Origin of the sequence: Lysinibacillus sp. FJAT-14745, from assembly GCF_001275675.1 — a bacterium.
Classification (GTDB): domain Bacteria; phylum Bacillota; class Bacilli; order Bacillales_A; family Planococcaceae; genus Lysinibacillus.
Map to the genome: position 1 here is coordinate 60,378 of NZ_LITM01000017.1, position 19,968 is coordinate 80,345.

Annotated in this window: 24 protein-coding genes; 8 read left to right on the forward strand and 16 right to left on the reverse strand. The window is 35.1% G+C overall.

Annotation, left to right across the window (positions count from 1 at the left end; translation table 11 throughout):
* The first annotated feature begins 1,109 nt into the window (after window positions 1-1,109).
* Window positions 1,110-1,283, forward strand: coding sequence for a hypothetical protein (locus AMS59_RS26025; RefSeq protein ID WP_199777826.1), 174 nt, complete (start codon window positions 1,110-1,112; stop codon window positions 1,281-1,283).
* A 302-nt stretch (window positions 1,284-1,585) separates the two neighbouring features.
* Entirely contained in the window at window positions 1,586-2,050 is a 465-nt protein-coding gene (locus tag AMS59_RS22350) for a GNAT family N-acetyltransferase (protein ID WP_053485908.1), read from the forward strand.
* Window positions 2,051-2,262: 212 nt separating this feature from the next.
* On the opposite strand, the gene AMS59_RS22355 is transcribed toward AMS59_RS22350, so the two are convergent.
* The 4 genes from AMS59_RS22355 to AMS59_RS22370 form a co-directional block, all read right to left on the reverse strand.
* Window positions 2,263-2,916: a DUF2306 domain-containing protein gene (locus AMS59_RS22355; protein ID WP_053485909.1), complete on the reverse strand. Its 654-nt coding sequence runs from the start codon at window positions 2,914-2,916 to the stop codon at window positions 2,263-2,265.
* A gap of 252 nt (window positions 2,917-3,168) precedes the next feature.
* The gene (locus AMS59_RS22360) at window positions 3,169-3,474 is read right to left on the reverse strand and encodes a hypothetical protein (RefSeq protein ID WP_053485910.1); all 306 of its coding nucleotides are present in this window, start codon (window positions 3,472-3,474) and stop codon (window positions 3,169-3,171) included.
* A gap of 410 nt (window positions 3,475-3,884) precedes the next feature.
* Window positions 3,885-4,772 (reverse strand): DMT family transporter, encoded by an 888-nt coding sequence (locus AMS59_RS22365; protein WP_053485911.1) that lies wholly within the window; start codon window positions 4,770-4,772, stop codon window positions 3,885-3,887.
* A gap of 482 nt (window positions 4,773-5,254) precedes the next feature.
* Entirely contained in the window at window positions 5,255-5,692 is a 438-nt protein-coding gene (locus tag AMS59_RS22370) for a GNAT family N-acetyltransferase (RefSeq protein WP_053485912.1), read from the reverse strand.
* Window positions 5,693-6,387: 695 nt separating this feature from the next.
* Between AMS59_RS22370 and AMS59_RS22375 the strand changes: the two genes are divergently transcribed.
* From AMS59_RS22375 to AMS59_RS22385, 3 genes are read left to right on the forward strand one after another with little or no spacing between them, the layout of a single operon-like run.
* Window positions 6,388-6,756, forward strand: coding sequence for a GntR family transcriptional regulator (locus AMS59_RS22375; protein ID WP_053485913.1), 369 nt, complete (start codon window positions 6,388-6,390; stop codon window positions 6,754-6,756).
* A complete protein-coding gene (locus tag AMS59_RS22380; RefSeq protein ID WP_053485914.1) occupies window positions 6,753-7,622 on the forward strand; it encodes an ABC transporter ATP-binding protein in 870 nt (289 codons plus the stop codon). Before AMS59_RS22375 ends, AMS59_RS22380 begins: the two co-directional genes overlap by 4 nt.
* Window positions 7,619-8,341, forward strand: coding sequence for a hypothetical protein (locus AMS59_RS22385; protein ID WP_053485915.1), 723 nt, complete (start codon window positions 7,619-7,621; stop codon window positions 8,339-8,341). The genes AMS59_RS22380 and AMS59_RS22385 overlap by 4 nt, the downstream gene beginning before the upstream one ends.
* A gap of 186 nt (window positions 8,342-8,527) precedes the next feature.
* Here the strand turns inward: AMS59_RS22385 and deoD are convergent, their stop codons facing one another.
* Complete coding sequence (deoD, locus tag AMS59_RS22390; protein WP_053485916.1) at window positions 8,528-9,235, reverse strand: purine-nucleoside phosphorylase; 708 nt, start codon at window positions 9,233-9,235, stop codon at window positions 8,528-8,530.
* A 113-nt stretch (window positions 9,236-9,348) separates the two neighbouring features.
* Window positions 9,349-9,567 carry a YozE family protein gene (locus AMS59_RS22395; RefSeq protein WP_053485917.1) on the reverse strand — a complete coding sequence of 73 codons (219 nt, stop codon included), beginning with the start codon at window positions 9,565-9,567 and terminating at the stop codon, window positions 9,349-9,351.
* A gap of 259 nt (window positions 9,568-9,826) precedes the next feature.
* Between AMS59_RS22395 and AMS59_RS22400 the strand changes: the two genes are divergently transcribed.
* Window positions 9,827-11,665 carry a methyl-accepting chemotaxis protein gene (locus AMS59_RS22400; protein WP_053485918.1) on the forward strand — a complete coding sequence of 613 codons (1,839 nt, stop codon included), beginning with the start codon at window positions 9,827-9,829 and terminating at the stop codon, window positions 11,663-11,665.
* A gap of 148 nt (window positions 11,666-11,813) precedes the next feature.
* Complete coding sequence (locus AMS59_RS22405) at window positions 11,814-12,560, forward strand: SUMF1/EgtB/PvdO family nonheme iron enzyme (protein ID WP_053485919.1); 747 nt, start codon at window positions 11,814-11,816, stop codon at window positions 12,558-12,560.
* Here the strand turns inward: AMS59_RS22405 and AMS59_RS22410 are convergent.
* The 6 genes from AMS59_RS22410 to AMS59_RS22435 form a co-directional block, all read right to left on the reverse strand.
* Entirely contained in the window at window positions 12,549-12,803 is a 255-nt protein-coding gene (locus tag AMS59_RS22410; protein ID WP_053485920.1) for a hypothetical protein, read from the reverse strand. The two genes, AMS59_RS22405 and AMS59_RS22410, sit on opposite strands and share 12 nt — an antisense overlap.
* A 41-nt stretch (window positions 12,804-12,844) precedes the next feature.
* A complete protein-coding gene (gene msrB, locus AMS59_RS22415) occupies window positions 12,845-13,273 on the reverse strand; it encodes a peptide-methionine (R)-S-oxide reductase MsrB (RefSeq protein WP_053485921.1) in 429 nt (142 codons plus the stop codon).
* On the reverse strand, window positions 13,266-13,799 hold the full coding sequence (gene msrA / locus AMS59_RS22420) for a peptide-methionine (S)-S-oxide reductase MsrA (protein ID WP_053485922.1): 534 nt from the start codon (window positions 13,797-13,799) through the stop codon (window positions 13,266-13,268). Before msrA ends, msrB begins: the two co-directional genes overlap by 8 nt.
* A 12-nt stretch (window positions 13,800-13,811) precedes the next feature.
* Window positions 13,812-14,387: a YpmS family protein gene (locus tag AMS59_RS22425; RefSeq protein ID WP_053485923.1), complete on the reverse strand. Its 576-nt coding sequence runs from the start codon at window positions 14,385-14,387 to the stop codon at window positions 13,812-13,814.
* 4 nt (window positions 14,388-14,391) lie between these two features.
* Window positions 14,392-15,324 carry a GDSL-type esterase/lipase family protein gene (locus AMS59_RS22430; RefSeq protein WP_234007885.1) on the reverse strand — a complete coding sequence of 311 codons (933 nt, stop codon included), beginning with the start codon at window positions 15,322-15,324 and terminating at the stop codon, window positions 14,392-14,394.
* A 184-nt stretch (window positions 15,325-15,508) separates the two neighbouring features.
* Window positions 15,509-16,351 carry a DegV family protein gene (locus tag AMS59_RS22435; RefSeq protein ID WP_053485924.1) on the reverse strand — a complete coding sequence of 281 codons (843 nt, stop codon included), beginning with the start codon at window positions 16,349-16,351 and terminating at the stop codon, window positions 15,509-15,511.
* 271 nt (window positions 16,352-16,622) lie between these two features.
* Between AMS59_RS22435 and AMS59_RS22440 the strand changes: the two genes are divergently transcribed.
* Window positions 16,623-17,258 (forward strand): hemolysin III family protein, encoded by a 636-nt coding sequence (locus AMS59_RS22440; RefSeq protein ID WP_053485925.1) that lies wholly within the window; start codon window positions 16,623-16,625, stop codon window positions 17,256-17,258.
* A gap of 59 nt (window positions 17,259-17,317) precedes the next feature.
* Here AMS59_RS22440 and AMS59_RS22445 read toward each other — a convergent pair whose 3' ends face one another.
* From AMS59_RS22445 to AMS59_RS22460, 4 genes are all read right to left on the reverse strand, one after another.
* The gene (locus AMS59_RS22445) at window positions 17,318-17,800 is read right to left on the reverse strand and encodes an HIT family protein (protein ID WP_053485926.1); all 483 of its coding nucleotides are present in this window, start codon (window positions 17,798-17,800) and stop codon (window positions 17,318-17,320) included.
* A 55-nt stretch (window positions 17,801-17,855) separates the two neighbouring features.
* Window positions 17,856-18,689, reverse strand: a complete 834-nt coding sequence (locus AMS59_RS22450) for an alpha/beta fold hydrolase (protein ID WP_053485927.1) — start codon at window positions 18,687-18,689, stop codon at window positions 17,856-17,858.
* Between the two features lie 150 nt (window positions 18,690-18,839).
* Window positions 18,840-19,496, reverse strand: coding sequence for a GAP family protein (locus tag AMS59_RS22455; RefSeq protein ID WP_053485928.1), 657 nt, complete (start codon window positions 19,494-19,496; stop codon window positions 18,840-18,842).
* A 23-nt stretch (window positions 19,497-19,519) separates the two neighbouring features.
* The gene (locus AMS59_RS22460) at window positions 19,520-19,846 is read right to left on the reverse strand and encodes a hypothetical protein (protein WP_234007886.1); all 327 of its coding nucleotides are present in this window, start codon (window positions 19,844-19,846) and stop codon (window positions 19,520-19,522) included.
* Window positions 19,847-19,968 lie beyond the last annotated feature (122 nt).

Here is a 19,968-nt window from a genome sequence, read left to right on the forward strand (position 1 = left end):
TTTTCGTGCCTGGAATATATTACAGAAAATTCAGTTTAAATATTAGCGTGGAATTATTTTAATGCGACGCTAGTGAGTTTTTATCCATAAATAATGTCGGCACTAGCTTCAAGCTATTCATAAATTATAGGAAAAACTAAGATACCGGGTCCCTTTACTACTACGACCCTTTCTAAATATAAAGCTTTATGAACAATAGTCGCTTCTGGATATTGTAAATTTTTTTATTCACCTTTTGACACATTTATAAGGTAAAGCACGCCATTAGCTCCTAGCTAAAATAATTATTTATATGAACTGGAACGACAGACTCTTATCAAGATATTGTCGTTTCTTTTATTATAGGTCTATTAGTAATAGCGTGGGTTCGGATTGTGGTGATGATGATGGTGGTGGTGCGGATGGCGATGATGTGCTGGATAGGATGTATGTGTTGGGTAGTAATGCATTGGGTAGTAATGGTGGGTTGGATAGTGTTGAGTCGGATAATAATGGGTTGGAGAAGTAACCGGATAATATGGATGTCTCCCACCTTGTTGTCCACCATAACCATCATGTCCGTAATCGTATCGCATATTTTTTCCTCCTTTCGATTTCGATATAGGTTATGCTTAAAAGGATTAACAGTCTACGCAAATGCCTATATGCTAGTCAAATCCCCTCCTCTTCACACCTACAAACAAAAGAACAATCGCCATTCCAACTAATTATTCCACTCTAATAAATTGAGCTGGTTTTTTCATTTTTTTAGCTAGTTAAAACCCAATGGATGTTTTTTGTATTCGCTTACTGTAAAGGGGCTTGTAGAGTTCATAAAAGAAAAAAATTACAGTTCCCTTTAGTCGACACATGAATAGATCCCCTAATTTTTATGGTTAATCAATAAATAAGTTGTTTATATAACAATCCGATAGCCAACAATTCATACCACTTTCACAGCGAATCCTCTAGGACGAGTTAATGTTTAGATTAGTTCCAGCCCTTGTTTCAGCAATTCCATTTATTGATATTTTTCCCACGTGCTTCTTAATCACCATCTAATCTATGTTATAATTTCAATGTCCATAAAAGTAAAAATTTATATAAACCACTAATAAGGAGCGATATACATGGTAGATAAAAAATGTAAAAAATGCGGGAATACTCAATTTACAGAAGCAACAGACTATATGCCTATAAAACCAAGTAAAGGTTCATTTAAAGGTGCAAATAAGATCTACACATTTTGCTTAGATTGTGGCGAAGTTGATTCAATTCGTATAGAAAATACAACTATTAAATAGGCTCTGTTAAAAATTATTGATACCGACCAACATGTGAAAAAGTTTGCTATCTCTATACTTTTTTAAACTTATCGGGAGTGTGTTTGTAATTATGAAACCTTTCGTAATTTACTAAAAGGCATTATTAAAGTCTTTCCAATTGTTCAACAGCATGATTTCAATACCTCGAATTGAAGGAATGACACACCAACTTCGAATATTACAGATGTATTTATTCTTACAAGCTTTGTGAAGAACATCTGACTAATAAACAAACTCGACTGTCAAAATTGGGTATTTGATTTAGTAAAGGGGAGATTTTAATGAATATAGTGATCAAAAGAACCAATGTAATTGAAGCTCCTATTCTTTTAGCAATACAGAAAGAAGCATTTGAGGATGATTTAAGAAAGTATGAAGATCACGATACAAGTCCAGTAAATGAACCGATTGAACGATTACTTCGAAAAATTGAACTTTTTATACACTATACCGTATGGCACAATAATGAGATTATTGGGGGTATAGATGTGCGTGATTTAAAAGATAATAAATATCGATTAAACAGAATATTTATATCAAAAAATTACCAGAACAAAGGACTTGGTAGCGAGATAATGAAATTGGTAGAAGAAGAATTTCCATCAGCAGTTGAATGGGTTTTAGATACACCACATTTAAATATTAGAAATCATCACTTCTACGAAAAAATTGGCTATAAAAAAAGCGGCCAACATCAAATAAACGAAAAGCTTATTTTAATTGATTATACTAAAAAGGTAAAATAATGTTTGATTTAATACGCTATTTAATTTAAAATCAGTATTTTTCATTAATAGAGGCAGAGATCTATTATCATTTCAATCTGTTTACATACTACAGAAATGTTCATATAGCCAAGGGATATTTTTCCTGTTGCTCTTTCAGTTATGATAGTGAGCGCACATTAAGAAAAGAATTAAGACTACTCATCGCAGAGTAGTCCATTTTTGTTTGTTATTTAAAATTGTAAATTCGCATTTTCCTGGTGCTTCATCATATTAAGTTTTCGTTGTATAAACCATTCTGCAACGATTAAATTGGGTACCCAACATAACCATGCGATGATAGAGTAGCTAAGATTAAAATGCTCAAATCCAAATAGTACGGTAAACAAGAGTAGCCAAATTCTTAATGTGACAGCTGCAAAGGTTAAAGAATAATTTCTTATCATCCACTTTTGATGATCAAGAACTTTTTTAGATTTAATTTTAGCTAGAGCTTGAAATGCTGTTATCAGCCAAAATATAGATAAGAAACCAAACCCCAACTGAGACACCAATCCTCCAGTAGCATAAAAGGCTAAATAAAGTCCCGAAACACTGCCTAATAAAATACCTATCATATAAATTTTCCCCATCATACGATGACGTTTCATATTTTTTTCTCTAAACCTCGAAAATAATGTAAAGGGACCAATAACTAAAGCGACTATACTAAAAATGATATGCAAATAAAGCATTATGTACCAAAACGAACTCAATGTTGAATTTAACATAAGCTTCAATTTAACAAACCCTGCTTGATGCGCATCCATGAAAAAATATTGAACAACGGAATAACCAGATATTAAAATAGCTAAACAACTAAATATAAGCCAAGTTTTTTTATGCATTATTCTATCTCCTAAAATTTTATTTGTTTTTTCACACTTCTTCTTCTTACATAAAAAAATGTACTCACTACTTTATGCTGTTTGATTTGAGCTTATTTTGTTTGATATAGTTTTTTCATTCTCGTTCATACTGTAACATTTAATTTCACCACATCCACCTTTCACCTAATAAGTGGTAAAAAATTGTCTGTAAGAGGTTAAATCTTTTAAATGAAATTTGTTCAACCAAAGCAACTTAGATAGTAGAAATCATTATTCAACTAATTCAACAGTAAGTGTAGTAATTGTCATTGGCGCTGTAGGTTGGACTGTCCCATCATAACCAACTTTTACCTTATCACCAACCTTAAATGTTTCATCTGGATTCTTCGCTATATTTACATAAACAATTCCGGAAATCGCATTATTTTCAGCTTCAGTTACATAAACAAAAGCCCCCCGATCGTCTATCACCTCTTCAATCACCCCTACAAAAGTTGCTTTAACTTCACTTTTACACATAAACAATAAACTGAAGCATATAAGAACTGTTATTAGCAAAATAAATGCCTTTTTCAAAATGTTATCCCCCTAGATCTTATGGTTGTCCTTTAGATTAATAATATCTCATTCTGGATACTCATTTCCATTTACTATACAAATTAACAAATACAAAAAACCACCCATTTCTGAGTGGTTACTGTAACCAAATTTCATTTAATCACAGGTGTGTTGATTAACCATTTTTATACATCCAAAGAGGCTGATTTCCGCTACAGGCTACTCGCTTTGTTGCTGACGCTTCGCTTTCGCACAGAGCAAAGCTTCCTGCGGGCGAGCGTCGAGTAGCCCTACGCTACAATCAGTTGAAATGGAAATATATTGGCAAAGTGGTAACGAAAAAATCCTTTTATCGCTCAATAATAAACTTATTTTTTTCCTAATCAACACGCATGATTTAATCATTTATTTTGTTCCTAAGTCTGGATTCACGTTTGTTTAATTCTACGGGGAATTCTAAATCCTAAAGCTATAGCTGCACCTATACAGCTAGATAGACATCCTATTATCAAATATATTGAAAGTGGTGATTCACCAATTAGAACAGAGGCTATACCTCCAATTACTGGAAATAAAGCTACCATGTACCCGCTTTTAGCAGCACCTATTCTTTCAACAAGCTTTAAATAAAATAGCCATGCTAGGAAAGATGCTATCAATGTTAAGTACAATAAAGCAGATATGTATGTTATTGATGTAGGAATGATGATTTTTTGCCCTTGTAACAATACAATTATTGACATTAAAATACTTCCTACTGCAAAACCAATAGCATTTGAATAGATTGGGTCAATCCTTACTCTCGCATTTCTTGCAGAACTTACATCACCAATTGCTGTAAGTACTGTACCTAAAAGAGCAACCATAATGCCTTTTAGAACAGCTGTGCTAGAAAAATTACTTAAAGAAGGATAAATGAGAACACAAACACCAAACACCCCTAGAAGTCCTCCAAATAAAACACGAGGATGTAGTTGCTCTTTTAAGAAGATACGAAGAGCTAGCGGCGTCAATATCACTTTTAATGAAAAGATTAATGTGACAATTGCTGCTGAGCTTAATATCGTTGCGTAATATAGGCATAAATAACTTAAAGCAAAGTTACAAACACCAAACACAATGATAAAGGGTATATCTTTCCTTGTAGGTACCCCTTTTGGCTTAAGAACCAAGACTAGAGCAATAAATAAAAATGCAGTAATAACTAGCCGATAAGTCAAGGATAATTCTAAGCTTACTGGCGTTCCTTGAATTTTCACTGCAATAAAATTCAGCCCCCATACGATTAAACAAAATACATACATTAGATTAGTCACTGTATTTACTATACCTTCTGTCGTTCTTGAATTAACGAAATATCTAAAGAGAATACCCGGTAGTTCTAGGAAAGAATTCTCTCCATTTGAAATTATCGCCTAATATATAGTATCATCGCCTATCAAGTTTGTAAAAGTTTTTTCCATATCCTGCATCTAAAAGCACCGGCTCAAAATTAATTGAGTACTTGGGTTTCTTTTGTCACAAAGGTCGAATTCTTTTTTTCATTACAAGTATTAGTTGGTTCATCAAATACATCAGTTAATGTGGTAGAAATACCCTGCGCTACTCCCAAACACACTTTATATTCTAATGCGTCAGATATTCCATAATGCAGAACTGGAGCCCCTGCAAATTAAAATTTCTTTGCTCCCTTTAACACTTTGATTACTCCCTTCAATTAGAAACTAATAGGAAGCATAATACATTTTAATGAGCGCCCGGTCATTGTCTGTTTTGTTTTTAATAAGCAAAACTACTTTTATAACTGTAATTTCATACTTACTGTTCTTAAACTAAATCCCATTTTTTCGTATAGCTTAATAGCATTATTCCCTACGTAAGCACTAAGTCTGACTTCAGAATATCCTTCCTTCCTCAATAGTTCAATGGCAACTTTCATTAATTCTTTGGAAATACCTCTACCTCTATATGTCTCTTTTACAAATAGCTCATAAATAAACCCGTTTAACTGTTCCGTAAATTGGTCTGTATTTTCCCCAATGAGGATCCATCCCATTAACTCATTATTCTCCGTTGCTATCAAATAGTAGCATCCTTTTTTTAGAAGAGGTTCTATAAGGTTTAAAACTTTTTCATTTGTTGCTCTTACTCCGCCCAGTGTACCATCAAATAAAGCTTGTGGTGAAAAAGCTATAATTTCTTCTAGTTCTAAGTTGTTCGGCTTTCTAATTTCCATTTATAATACCTCGCTTCTCGATCTATTATTTAGCTTTATTATCAATTTACCAATCTATCATTATAATACTATTTAACATGTCTTTATTTAAGCAAGCAACTGTGATTCACTACTAAGCCTCGAACACGCTCTGTAGTAAGTTCTTTGTTTCACAGCACTGTTAAATGCTGTGCTTTTATATGTTTCTTATCAACGCTCATGTTTTCGTGCAATAGCCCCTATTCGTTTCCTCTGCTGTTGTTACTTCACCAGTTAAAATGGGGTCACTCACTGTTAGGATTGAAAATGTTTGATATATTGAGGTTTATCGATGTTTCCTAAAATCAATCTTTCAAATAAAAAACATCTTGTAAAGCAATTCTTTTAGTTTAGATATACTTATTTTGTTTTCTCATCCTCTCCCGTTTTGAGGGACCATTTCAAATAAAAAACTTATTCCCTACTTTGCCGATTGCAATATGTTCAAGTAAGGTACCAGAATAAAAAAAACACTGATTTCATTCCAAAGTATTGGATGGATCAGTGTTTTTTTGCGTAATCGACATATCGAATTTTTCAGGAGAATTTCTTAAAGAAACCATGTATTGAACAAAAACCTATTTACAAAATTAAGCAGTCATTGTACAGTTGGTTACACAAGTATACAACCATACAATCAACATGAGCAAACTGAGGCAAAGAAAGGAGTGTTCTTGTTGAAGCCAATATTAGATGAATCACTACCCATCTTTCAGCAAATTGCACAAATCGTAATAAACGACATAGTTGAAGGACACTTAAAAGAAGGCGAAAAAGTTCCATCTGAAAATGAACTATCAAATTTTTATAACATCAACAGGGCAACTGTAAGAAAAGGACTACAGACTTTAGTGGATGAAGAAATCATTTATAAAAAACGTGGAATTGGGATGTTTGTTATGGGAGGAGCTAAAACAAAATTGTTAGACGAAAGGAAAAAACAGTATCGAAATGAATATATATTGCCACTGCTAGAAGAAGCAAAGCGATTGGGAATGAGTGTTGAGACAGTAATGAAATTAATAAAAGAGGAGGAGAAAAAGTGATTCGAGTTGAGAATGTTACCTATGGTTACGGTGAGAAACCAATACTTAAGGATATTTCTTTCAAAGAAAAGGAACATGGTATTACCGCAGTATGGGGACGAAATGGGGCTGGAAAAACTACACTAATGAAACTTCTTGCTGGGCATGAAAAGCCAAACAAAGGAATTGTAGAGATTATGGGGACGGCTCCCTATAATCGTGCAGAGGTAGTTCAAGATGTATGTTATATGCAAGAGGATCATCCATTTAGTGCCATCTGGAATGTAAAGGATTCTTTGCGATTTGGACAGTTTTATTATTCCAATTGGGATATGGATATGGCTAATCGACTCTTAAAGATCTTTAGGCTGGATGAAAAGAAAAAAATATCAAAGTTATCAAAAGGAATGAAATCTGCTTTACAGTTTATCATTGGAATTTCTAGCAATGCGAAAATCACAATTCTGGATGAACCTAGTAATGGATTAGACGCAAATATGCGTAAGAAAATGTATAAAATTATCCGAGAAAGTCAGGAACAGCATCCAAGATTGTTTTTAGTATCTACTCATCATATTGAAGAAATCCAACAGATATGTGATTCAATTCTTGTTCTTCATGATAAAGAAGTATTCATACATGAACCAATAGATGAAATTAGAGAGTGTGGAATCTGGTTAGTAGGAGACAAAAATAAGATAGAAAAAGTGACGGATGGACAATATGTCTTAGAAGCAAGTGAATTAGGATCTAGATTAAAAGTGATGGTTGATGTACCTTTTAATGAAAAATGGAAAGAAATCGCATCTTTACATGGACTATCAATAGAAAAAGTAAAACTCCAAGATTATTTGTTAAATAAGACCGAGGAGGCAGAATTAGGATGAATTCTTTATATGGAACATTTCGTTTAGTCTCTGAGGAGGCCATATTTTATTTAGGTAAATTAATGTTTCTCTACATTACTATTCCGTTGACGTTGTTGTGGATCCTTATTGGCTATATATTTGGACTTGGAGATGATGTAGTTGCCTCAATTTCAGGACCCGCTTATTTCTTTATCGTATTATTCGGAATAAATGGCTATAGATCGATGTATCCAGTTGCGATTGGGATGGGAAGTACGAGGGTACAATTGCTCAAAGTCTATTATGGTGTAGGTATTTTAGCAGTTGTTATATGCATTACATTTCTAAATGTATTGCAATATATTTTAAAAACTTTATATCTTCACTGGGAAATTGGAGCGAACATTTTACATCCTGGATTATTCTTAATAGATGGCTATCATTTCTTTGCTTATTTATGGATTGATCTTATGTTTGGACTCTTTTTGTTCGGAGTGCCTTTTCTACTATATAGTATAAACTTTCGTTTAGGGATGCGGAAAAGCATCATTATTCTCATGTTGTTGTCAGTTATTTTCATGGTTTTATATTATGGTAGTTATTTAAGCGATAGTATGGAATGGTTTTTAGGATTAGATTTCGATGCTTTAGGAATGACATTGATTACTTTATTAGGCCTATGTAGTGTTGGAGCATTAATATTATCATATCCTATTATGCGAAATGCTCCGTTAAAACCAAAGTCAAGAAAGGATTAAACTGGAAATATTAATTTCAATAGTTGCTCACTGAAGAAATGATAAGAACAGCTTACAAATCACATGATAGATCCACACTATTGATAGAGTGCAAAAAGATAAGGCGAGTGACCTTTTCGATGACCTGTGAATATCACTTTAGTCTCTTTTGGTCTCTCGCCTTATTTTGATAAACCTTTGATACCCTTACTCTTGAATTGCTGCCTCTAACGCTACAACGATCATATCGTTGAATGTAGTTTGACGTTCTTCTGATGTTGTTACTTCACCAGTTAGAATGTGGTCACTTACTGTTAGGATAGAAAGTGCTTTACGACCGTGTTTTGCAGCTAATGTGTAAAGTGCTGCTGATTCCATTTCTACAGCAAGTACGCCGTATTGAGCTAATTTTTCGTTTTGGTTCTCATCAGAATAGAACATATCCGCTGTAAAGATATTACCCACTTGTAGGTTTAAACCAGCCTCTTTACCTGCATTGTATGCTTTTAATAGTAGATCAAAGTCTGAGATCGGTGCGAAGTCGATAGCGCCGCCCCAAATGATTTGGTTCATACGTGTATCAGATGTTGCTGCTTGCGCTAAAATTACGTCGCGAACTTTTACATCTTTTTGAATTGCACCACAAGTACCTACGCGGATTAATTTTTGAACATCATATTCTTGCATTAATTCTGTAGCGTAAATCGAGATTGAAGGCACACCCATACCAGTACCTTGTACAGAAATACGTTTACCTTTGTACGTACCTGTATAACCAAACATATTACGAACTTCGTTATAGCAAGTAACATCTTCTAAAAACGTTTCAGCAATATACTTTGCACGTAATGGATCTCCTGGAAGTAAAATTGTGTCAGCGATTTCGCCTTTTTTTGCATTTATATGAATACTCATACTGCAATCCCTCTTTTCTGTCAGTCTTCACTATAAATAATACTGTGTTTCTCATCTTTTCGCAACGCTAGACGTCTAGCAACTTAAAATAAATTATTTTGTTTCAACTTATATCATGCTTGATCTACATATAATGCCCACAACTCATCAAATACTTCTATTTTTAAATTGTCAGTGGCATATGATTCAACATAGGAAGATAGCTCATCAAAGTCTGAGCTCTGCTTCGGAAAATTATGCTCATGGAACATTTCCTCTGCAAATCGCACCTTCGAGTCTGACCAATCCCCACCTCTGAATGTTAATACATACAAATAAAAGCTCTTTTTCATTCTTGAAATCCCCTCTTTACTCTTCTGCTTTCCGCTAGTTTATCAAAAAATACCTTCCTCGTCACAAAAATATCTAGTAAGCATTTTCTCCTACTTTTATTTCTAGAACCATTTTCGCGAGTTCCTTAGACTTTTGTCACAGAAAAATAATATACGATTTTTGTCTGAAAAATGAAAATTATTAGAAAAAACGATAGAAATACCTAGAAAAATAAGGTAAAATTTAAATCGACTATTCAAAAACAGGAAGGTGATGGCGATGAAAAACTCTCATAAATCCAGGAACTCTGTAGAAAAACGCCCGTCTCTCTTTACAACTAGCTTTTCAAAAAAGAAAGCACATGATATACAAGACGGTAGGCACAATCTCCCTCCTACTAAAGAAAAAAGACAACGTTTTTACCATTTAATTCGAGGCAAAGTGCTTATTATATTTTCTCTCATTATTGTTATTAATGGCACAATGGGTTTCTTATCGTATACCAATATACAAAATCTGCAAAAACAAATGAAAGATTTTACTGAGAAAAACGTCCAGGAACAATTAACTGTCAATCAACTCGCATACGAAATTGCGAAGCTCACTAATTTAGAACAAGCCTATTTAATTACCGGGAACGGAAGCTTTGCTACTTCATATAATATGAAAATTGATTCCATCGATAAAAAATTAAAAGCCTTAGCAGAGCAGTTTACAAAAAGAGAACTAGAATTAGGTCATATACAGGCGATCGATCAATATTATAAAAATTACCTTGAATACTCTAAAAAGGTCATGACAATGCGTGATGAACTTGGTCTCGAACAAGCCCGAAAACTCGTGATGGACGGTACTGGAGAAACAATGAAGGTGTATATTGATAAAAATATTGAGTCCATTAATTCGGTTATGGATGATGCTAATAAAGCAAAATTAGATACACTTAACAAGCAAGTTACACAATCGATTACTTTTTTCCTCTTCCTTTCACTAATTGGATTTATTGCAATTATTATTTTTGGTTATATGTTATTTAAATCATTAAGAAACAATACACAGGCTATTAACCTTTCCATTCTCGATATAGCACAGGCTGGTGGCGATCTGACACGACGTGTTCAAGTTCGGAATCATGATGAATTCTCAACTATTGCCGCTTCAACCAATACGCTTATCGATTCTATATCTAATTTGATCAAACGTGTCAGTAATCTGGCGGACCACGTTTCAAGCAGTAGCCAGGAGCTAATGTCATTAGCCGATGAAAATGCTCGCACCATACAGAATATTGCAGATGCTACAGCAGATATCGCGAGTGATAGCGAGAATACGATTTCCAGTATGACTAGCGCGCAACAAAAAATGAGTGATCTTGAGCATTCTGTGCACCAGTTGAATGAGCAAGCAAATGCTGTTCAGCGTGCATCATTGGCTATGCAACAAGCAGCTGATGAAGGTAGTCGCTCCGTTCAACAATCTTCGTTAGTCATACAATCTATAGAGGAAACGATGGCCTCCACGACTACCACAGTCGAAACACTCGGTCGAAAATCCGCCGACATAACATCTATTATCGGCACGATTACTGCAATTTCAGAGCAAACAAATTTACTTGCCTTAAATGCTGCAATCGAGGCAGCACGCGCTGGTGAGCACGGACGAGGCTTTGCCGTTGTCGCTGATGAAGTTCGAAAGCTAGCAGTACAATCTCAAAATGCCGCAAAAGAAGTAACATCCATTGTTACGTCCATTCAAGACGAAGTAACATCTATCATCTCTCAAAACCACGAGGGTGTATCGTCTGTTATTCGTGGCGTTGAAGTAACGAATGAAACAAACCAATCGTTAACCAATATTTTAACGCATACGAAAGAAACGACGACAATTATCGCGACTATGGTGGAGAAAATTGCTTTGACACTTGATTATAGCAATGCTGTAGCGAATGATTTTATCCATGTGAATGCCTATGCTGAACAATCAGCTACCAACACAGTCACTTCTGCTGCGGCTGCAACTCAAGGATCTGCATCCATGCAGGAAATTAATGCCGCTGCCACAGAGCTTGCTCAACAAGCAGATAGCCTGCGTAATCTTGTCAGTGAATTTAAAGTTTAAAGTGTCTTGAAATGTTCATTTTACATGAAGCAAATACATGACCTAGCGCTGAATTTTTAAACATAGTTCAATAAACGAGCATTTTATTATGGAGATCATACTAAGAAAGTAGTGTCTAAAAACAATTGTTTACGATTTGGAGAGGACTATGTTAACTAACTTAAATCATTATTTAAAAGAATTAATGGTGTATATTCCTGAAGGAGAAATCCGCCTACGAGATTTTCGAAACGAGCAAAAATGGATTAGTTCAAACTATAAATTTGGAATGCCTGGTATAAGAAAAAATTTAAAGGAAGTTAGTTGGAATGTTGAGATAAAGCCATTTTATCTTGCTAAATATACTGTGACAGAAGAACTTTATGCGATTATTATGGGGCAGAAATTTTCAACAACAATAAAGGATCGAAAACCCATTGTTAATGTTTCATGGATAGATGCAGTGAACTTTTGTAATTCATTGTCTGACGTACTAGGTTATGACAAGTATTATGATAGTAATAAAAAAAGTAAATCTGTTGTATGCAATCATAGTTCTAATGGTTTTCGATTACCGACTGATGCCGAATGGCAATATGCATGTAAAGCAAAATTAACAGGATATCGGTATGGTGAAATTGATGAAATTGCTTGGTATAAAGATAATTCTAACGAACATGTACACAATGTTGGTGAAAAAGTGCCTAATGACTGGGGCTTGTACGACATGATAGGAAATGTTTGGGAGTGGTGCTGGGACTTATACGATAAAGAGATGTTTGGTAATTATCGAATAATTCGAGGAGGAAGTTGGGCTGAAGAAGAACGTGGATGTGGAGCTACTTGTCGCCGTAAGAGTATGCCTGATTTCTTGATTGATGATATCGGATTTAGAATTGCAAGATCAATCATTTAATATTTCTAGACTATTATGACCTTCTTCCGTCGTTTCGATGGCTCTTTCCACCACTTCGACGTTTCTTTCTGTCACTTCGATGGCTTCTTCCGTCACTTCGACGTTTCTTTCCGTCGTTTCGATGGTTCTTTCCGTCACTTCGCTGGTTCTTTCCTTCGTTTCGATTGTTCTATCCGTCGCTTGATTAATCTTCCGTCGTTTCGAAGGCTCTTTCCGTCGCTTTTGATACAATTTTAAAACCATAAAAAAACTCCTAGCACGATCTATCCTGCTAGGAGTTTTTGTTATTTAAATAATGAAAGGTATTCTGTATAGCCTTCTTTTTCTAAATCTTCTTTTGGTACAAAGCGGAGTGCTGCGGAGTTAATACAATAGCGTAAGCCTCCAAGTTCACTTGGTCCATCTGGGAAAACATGTCCTAAATGGGAATCACCTTCTTTGCTTCGAACCTCTACGCGACGCATCCCGTGAGATGTATCGAAATGCTCTGCTACTTCTTCCTTTTCAATTGGCTTTGCAAATGCGGGCCAGCCACAGCCTGAATCGAATTTATCTAATGAGCTAAATAACGGCTTCCCTGAAACGATATCAACATAAATACCCTCTTCAAAGTGCTTATCATATTCATTGCGGAACGGTGGCTCTGTTCCACTTTCCTGTGTTACATAATATTGCATGTCCGTTAACTCTTTTAAACGTTGTTCTTTATTCATTTTTCAGCCCCCAGTTTGTCTCCTGAAATGCTTTACGACCAGACCCGACAGCATAGCGCTCGTAGTGCATTGGATTTTTCTTATAATAATATTGATGGTAGTCTTCGGCTGGATAAAACGAACTTGCTGGTAAAATTTTCACTGCGATTGGCTTATCGAATTTGCCAGATGCCTGTAAATCTGCCTTAGACCGTTCAGCCAAATCACGCTGCTCATCATTGTGGTAAAAAATCGCGGTTGTGTAGGACTCTCCACGATCATAAAATTGTCCTCCCGCGTCAGTTGGATCAATTAATGTCCAAAATGTCGCGAGTAATTGCTCGTAAGAATATAGCTCATCATCAAACAGAATTTGCACCGCTTCAACATGCCCTGTCGTTTCGGAACATACTTGTTCATAGGTTGGATTGACAACATGTCCACCCGTATAACCGGAAATTACTGATTCAATGCCAGGTGTTTCGTCAAAGGGCTTGACCATACACCAAAAACAACCACCTGCAAATGTTGCATATTGCTTTGCCATTTATCTCACTCCTTATGCACCAGGAACAATAACTTCCAGTAAAATTTTATCCTTTGGCAAGTCTAATTCTTTTGCTTTGATACGAGATCCTGAAGCAATGTTAATGCGCGATAAGTCAATATAGATTTCTGCCTTATTTGGATTAACTGAAATCCATGAAGGGAAATCCACCGTGTCTCGCATAATTTTCATCGTTGTCTCAGGCGGAATATTTAATAGCCCAACATTCATTCCTGTCTGTTTTAAAATAATATTCCCTTTCTCATCCACTATCGGATCGAAGTTCATAGAAATGTCGATCTCTGTATAGAAAACCTTTAATGTACTTTTCAATTGAATATCGTCACCAATCGTAAAGTCCAATGGTAATGGTGAACCCGCATCCTTTAAATACTTCTTCGATATTGATTCTAATTCCTTCCTTGTTGTTTGCACAACAAGTACATTTCCTTTTACTTCACTTTCAGCTTTTGAACTTTCCGCTAAATTTACTCCATCTACTGGTCGAGTTGCTAAAAAAACAACGAGGAGGATTGCAAAAAGCAGTGTGCCCGCTAAAGTAAAAAATGCGAATTTCCACTTATTCATTTTGTCACTCCTCGTAGCCTATTTCCTTGTTAATCTTTTGTTCCATGTTACATTTCTCCATTGCTTTTAAAATTCGCTCATTCATTTTGTCATAGCCTTTTGCATTTGGGTGGAAGAAATCCGTATGATAAACGAGCTCTTTATTTGAATCAAACAAGTCCTCCACTGATACATAGCATGCATTCTTATCTTTCTTTGCTATGTCCTCAATGACTTTATTCCACTCCGTAATAATCGAATCAAATTCATTCGCTTCATTTGTCACGATTGAAAATGGGTTGTAAAAACCGATAAGTAATAAAGGCACTGTTGGATTTTTTGCTCGTATGCCTTCAACAATTTTACTATAGCGTTCCTTATATGCCTGCAATTCTTTATCAAAAGCATCGCGTTTCAAATTAAACAAATCCTGTTTGACAACCTTCATGACATCATTTCCACCCATTGTAATCGAAATGAGCTGTGCTTTTTGCAACTCTTCATCATAATGCCCTTTTTCCACTAATTTTAATAACTGATCACTACGTCTTCCTCTTTTTCCTCGATTATCGACTTCAACATCTGAAATCGAGGGCCAAGCTCCCAATGAATCTGCTAATCTTCCAACAAAACCGTCTTTACTATACTCATCACCAACACCGGCTGTTAAAGAATCTCCGAGTGCTAAGTATTGTAGTTGCTTTGCGTTTTTATCATCAATTTTCCGTAAATCCTCTGGTGATGGCTCAAAAAAATGTTCAAAAATTTGCGTCAAAACATTCTTTGAGGTTTTTTCCTCATTTTCTGTTTGTTGCTCATCCTGTTTCATATCTTGCTCCGTCCCTGCGCGCTCCCCTTCTGGTTCGGCTTGCGGATTCGGTTCATCTATTGATATTGCACAACCACATAGTACTAAGACGGTCAAACATGACAAAACAATCATTCGCCAAATACTCATTTGACCACCTTCCATCATTTGCTTACTTCTATTATAGAATAGTTCATACTGCAATGAAAAGTGACTATACCTAGGTATTCTTTAAAAAGTGTGAGTTTACAACATTTTTCTGATTGTATAAAAAGGAATTCTCTTTTCAACAATAAAAAGCTACTACAATTATTTATGTAGTAGCTCTCTTATATTATTCTGCAAAATACATTAAACCGATTGCACCTGGACCAGTATGTGTCGAGATGATTGGTGAAGTAAAGGCAATTTCTACTTCTTTAACACCTGTTCCCTCAATTAATTCTTTTAATGGTCCACCCATCGTTGTTAGGCCCTCGGCGTGAGAAATTCCAACTGACTTTACTGTTTTTCCAGCAGTATCCGCTTGGAATTGTTTAAATAAGTAGTTCACAACCTGTTTATGACTACGTACTTTAGTTACAGGATTGTATGCGCCACCTTCTAAGTTCGCAATTACTTTGATGTTCAGCAAAGAACCGATAAAGCCCTTACCTTTGCCAATACGTCCGCCTTTAATTAAATTATCAAGTGTGTCGACAACAACATACAAATACGTATTTTCGCGAACCTTGTCCAGACGTGCAATAATCTCCTCGACAGTAGCACCTGCATCACGCATTTTAATGGCCTCTCTTATTTGAAAAGCTAAAGCAAAGGCGATAAAACGTGAATCAATAACAGTTACATCTGCATCCGTCAGTTGCGCTGCTTGACGAGCTGATTCAACTGTTCCACTCATGCCACCAGTCATATGAAGTGAAATAATTTGATCCCCGTCTTTACCTAGCTCATCATATAATTCTTTAAATTTCCCCGGTGCAGGTTGCGAGCTTTTAGGCAAATTTTCGCTATTCTGCATGAAGCTTAAAAAAGATTGTGGCTCTATATCAACACCATCTGTATATGTTTTTCCATCAATTTGAATCGTTAAAGGCACAATATGTATACCGTGCTTAGCTACTTCTTCTTTCGTTAAATCACATGTTGAGTCCGTTACTATATGAATTCGTCCCACTTCGACACATCCTTTACTTCAATAAAATTTATTATATAGACTAATGAATCATTATGTAAACATGACATTTGTCATTAGGTTGCAATCTTATCAGTCCATTTGTAACCGCTACCTTGGATACTATAGCGCTTTGTCGAATCCTTGTCTAACAAAGTCCCCAAGTATTTCAACATTTATATGACACTTTTGATGTTGAAAACATGACAAATGTAAATACCAGGATGAAAATTATTGGGGTATAGTAAATGTATGCACGAAAGGAGTGTTCGATTTGTTAGATTCTTTTGACTACAAAACATGGAAGGAAGAATTGTGGAATGCCATTACACATGGCATCGGATTTATCGCAAGTATACCAGCACTAGTTGTTCTTATTTTAGCAGCTGTACAAACCGGAAGTGCGCTCCAAATTACTACGTTTACTATTTTTGGTGCCTCGGTGATCATTTTATTTTTAATGTCAACATTGCTACATAGCATGCCAGAAAAATACAAGCATTTTTTCGCTATTCTTGATCATTCCTCGATTTATATTTTAATTGCAGGCACGTATACACCATTTCTTTTAATTGCAATTGGTGGTACGCTAGGTATTACTTTATTATGTATTATTTGGTCACTTGCCATACTAGGCGTTGTTTTTAAATGTTTTTTTATTAATCGATTTGAGAAACTTTCTTTAATTTTTTACATCGGTATGGGCTGGTTAATCATTTTTGCCATTAAGCCTGTCTATCTTTTCTTAGGTTTTCATGGTTTTGCTTTACTGTTAGCGGGCGGACTTTTTTATACGATTGGAGCTATCTTTTACGCATGGCGCTCACTTCCCTACAATCATACAATTTGGCATTTATTTGTGTTAGCTGGTTGTGGCGCGATGTATGCTTGTGTTTATTTTTACTTATAAAAATTAAACAGAAAAATCGCCCTACACATGCATAGGAGCGATTTTTTTGTTATTGGGTGTTACCTTAATTCCTCCGCTAATGCCTTTATTGCCCACATCATTTCTTGCTTATTTTCTTCATTATTCATGTTGTTCCTCGCATGAAGTAGAACGGGTCTAATCGATTCTATTGAACGTCCAAATTCGTACATCCATTCATAGCGCGGCACCATCCAAGTATGAAAATGATGTGTCGTATCTTCATTATAAAAATAATAAACATACTCTATCCCCAAAACGTCCCTTTGAGCCTTTCTGATTTTCGATAAAAGGTTTATATAATCCATTTTTTCCTCATCGTTTAGCTCATCAAAACATGTAATATGGCGCTTAGCAGCCAAGATGATTAATCCCTTTATCGGATAAGCAACATCTTGATGGGCATTAAAATAGTCCGTCTCAATGACTACACCACCATCCAGTGCAATGAGTCCACTCGTTATTGCACAGCTCAAACATTCAACTTCTACTGTTTCTCCATTTGATAAAGTTATTTTTCTCACAGATGCTCCCCTTTTGTTTGATTCAAGTATTGGAATGATAAGCGTTTTCTCCCCATTATAAGGTCAATTGTACAAATTCTTTAAAAGCTTCTTCTTCCTCGATAAACGGGTTATGATTCGATTGTTCAAAAATCGTTAATTGTGCATTAGGAGTTAAATCGGCAATTTCGATACCGAATTCAACAGGGCATTGTGCGTCATGCCTACCTGCAAATATGTAGGTTGGGATATGTATTGATTTCAATCGTTCTCGAATGTCAAAGCTGTTTACTTCTACTTTCCTAAAATAATCAAGATTTTTTCCTATTGTTCGTCCACTATTTGGTCGCGTTATTACTAATTTTAATTTTTCCTCAGAATGATAAGACATTAGAGCCCATTCATAGCTTAACTTCTGACGCTCTTCTGGAACTGTATCCGGATTATTCAGTAAATCCATTATTTCATCTATGCGAGTGAAATGTTTATTTTCAGCGCAATAGATACTAATTGGGTGATTTCCATATTCTTTGCTTGCTGCTGTAGAACCAGCTACTATTTTTGTTAATGATTGTGGTGAATCTATTGCATATTGAAGTGCAAGCATTCCACCCGTTGAATGACCTGCAAAAGCCCATTCTTTAAGCTTTAATGTTTCTCGAATCGCTTCTAAATCTTGTACAATTTCTTTGAAGCTTAATTGCTCATCAACCTCTATATCTGCTGAATTCCCAGCACCTCTAACATTGATTAAGTACACTTTGTATTGTTCGGTAAAAGGATTCTCAAATAAATTACCTCGTTCATCAAACCCCATATAAAAATGTGTAATAGCTAATGGTTCACCTTCTCCATGTACAAAGTATTCAAATCGTCCTCTGCTTGTTTCAATCAAGTATTGTTTCCACATCTATAAAGACATCTCTCAATCACTCCATTTCAACTATATTCTGGAAAACCGTTTTCTCTCATTAAACATTCTACAATTATTTCCAAACACCTTTCATTCCCGCTTTATCGTCTTATTACTTTTTATTTCCTTTACATGCACAAAGACTTACTATAGATAATCTATTGTGTAAAATATTAAGATCACCCCAACTATACACATAACCCAGGATAAGGCAGAACTTGAACTGCTTGATATTTTATTCCGAAGTTTAACTAAGGTAGGGTTTATCAACTTTCCAAACAATTTATATCCTAAAAATATAAGCAGAGCTGGTAGAACCATAATAATATTGTATGCGGCTATAATTGGAAGCCACTGATAAAAAGGTATATCTATTGTCGTTAATAAGCCAATAGCGGCAAAATACGGTAAAGCCATGCCTGCCTCAATGATAAAAGTCGTAACACCAATAATAATAATGGAGAATATACTTTGAGTTTTAGGCTTTGGAATATTACTATTTTTATTTGCAGGGATAAAAAAGCTAGCCGAAAATAATATCAGCCCTACTAAAAAGATGATCCAACTAAATATTTTATTTTGAAAAATATTAGAGAATGCTTCTATAATAAAATTTAGGCCTAACATCATGATGATACCTAATGAAAAATATAGTAGCCCAACAGTAAGTAGATATGCTAATAATCTTGCTGTTAAATTTCTATTGTCTGTTAAAACGAGAAATAAAGTAACACCAATAATTGTAGGGCTTAATGTATCTAAAAGAGCTAAGCCACCCAAATAAATTAATATATCTGTTCCCATCTTTCCCTCCCCATTTCAAATAACTATGATTTATTATCGAGATAATGGATATATGCCTTTTCCATAAAGTTAAGGACTTCTTGATCAATTGGATATAGGTTATACTTTTTTGATTCCTCGGGTGACATTCTAATGTCCCAAAGTTTATCTAAAAATGCATCTTCGTCATTAAAGTCTTCACCTTTTTTGACATCCATTCTCTTAATGATATTTTGTATGCGTGTATGACTATAACTAAGGTGCATATGTTTTTTTAATTGTCCTACTAAAGCAATCCACTCTAGAGAATCTGGATCGCTGCTAGCCATTTTAGGAAGTTTACCAAGTACTTCCATGTTTTTAAAATTCAATTCATCTCGATTATATTTTAATACTTCTTTAGAATCCTTATTATTATATCACTAGTGTCGCATTAAAATAATTCCACACTAACGTTTAAACTGAATTTTCTGTAATATATTCCAGGCACGAA

Coding starts and splice junctions, on each gene's coding strand:
- AMS59_RS22370 (WP_053485912.1), bottom strand. CDS start 5,692: ATGGAAATTAGAAAGCCGAACAACTTAGAACTAGAAGAAATTATAGCT.
- AMS59_RS22430 (WP_234007885.1), bottom strand. CDS start 15,324: ATGAGTATTTGGCGAATGATTGTTTTGTCATGTTTGACCGTCTTAGTA.
- AMS59_RS22455 (WP_053485928.1), bottom strand. CDS start 19,496: ATGGGAACAGATATATTAATTTATTTGGGTGGCTTAGCTCTTTTAGAT.
- AMS59_RS26025 (WP_199777826.1), top strand. CDS start 1,110: ATGGTAGATAAAAAATGTAAAAAATGCGGGAATACTCAATTTACAGAA.
- AMS59_RS22405 (WP_053485919.1), top strand. CDS start 11,814: ATGTTAACTAACTTAAATCATTATTTAAAAGAATTAATGGTGTATATT.
- AMS59_RS22395 (WP_053485917.1), bottom strand. CDS start 9,567: ATGAAAAAGAGCTTTTATTTGTATGTATTAACATTCAGAGGTGGGGAT.
- AMS59_RS22425 (WP_053485923.1), bottom strand. CDS start 14,387: ATGAATAAGTGGAAATTCGCATTTTTTACTTTAGCGGGCACACTGCTT.
- AMS59_RS22385 (WP_053485915.1), top strand. CDS start 7,619: ATGAATTCTTTATATGGAACATTTCGTTTAGTCTCTGAGGAGGCCATA.
- AMS59_RS22400 (WP_053485918.1), top strand. CDS start 9,827: ATGAAAAACTCTCATAAATCCAGGAACTCTGTAGAAAAACGCCCGTCT.
- AMS59_RS22350 (WP_053485908.1), top strand. CDS start 1,586: ATGAATATAGTGATCAAAAGAACCAATGTAATTGAAGCTCCTATTCTT.
- AMS59_RS22450 (WP_053485927.1), bottom strand. CDS start 18,689: ATGTGGAAACAATACTTGATTGAAACAAGCAGAGGACGATTTGAATAC.
- AMS59_RS22355 (WP_053485909.1), bottom strand. CDS start 2,916: ATGCATAAAAAAACTTGGCTTATATTTAGTTGTTTAGCTATTTTAATA.
- deoD (WP_053485916.1), bottom strand. CDS start 9,235: ATGAGTATTCATATAAATGCAAAAAAAGGCGAAATCGCTGACACAATT.
- msrA (WP_053485922.1), bottom strand. CDS start 13,799: ATGGCAAAGCAATATGCAACATTTGCAGGTGGTTGTTTTTGGTGTATG.
- msrB (WP_053485921.1), bottom strand. CDS start 13,273: ATGAATAAAGAACAACGTTTAAAAGAGTTAACGGACATGCAATATTAT.
- AMS59_RS22410 (WP_053485920.1), bottom strand. CDS start 12,803: ATGGTTTTAAAATTGTATCAAAAGCGACGGAAAGAGCCTTCGAAACGA.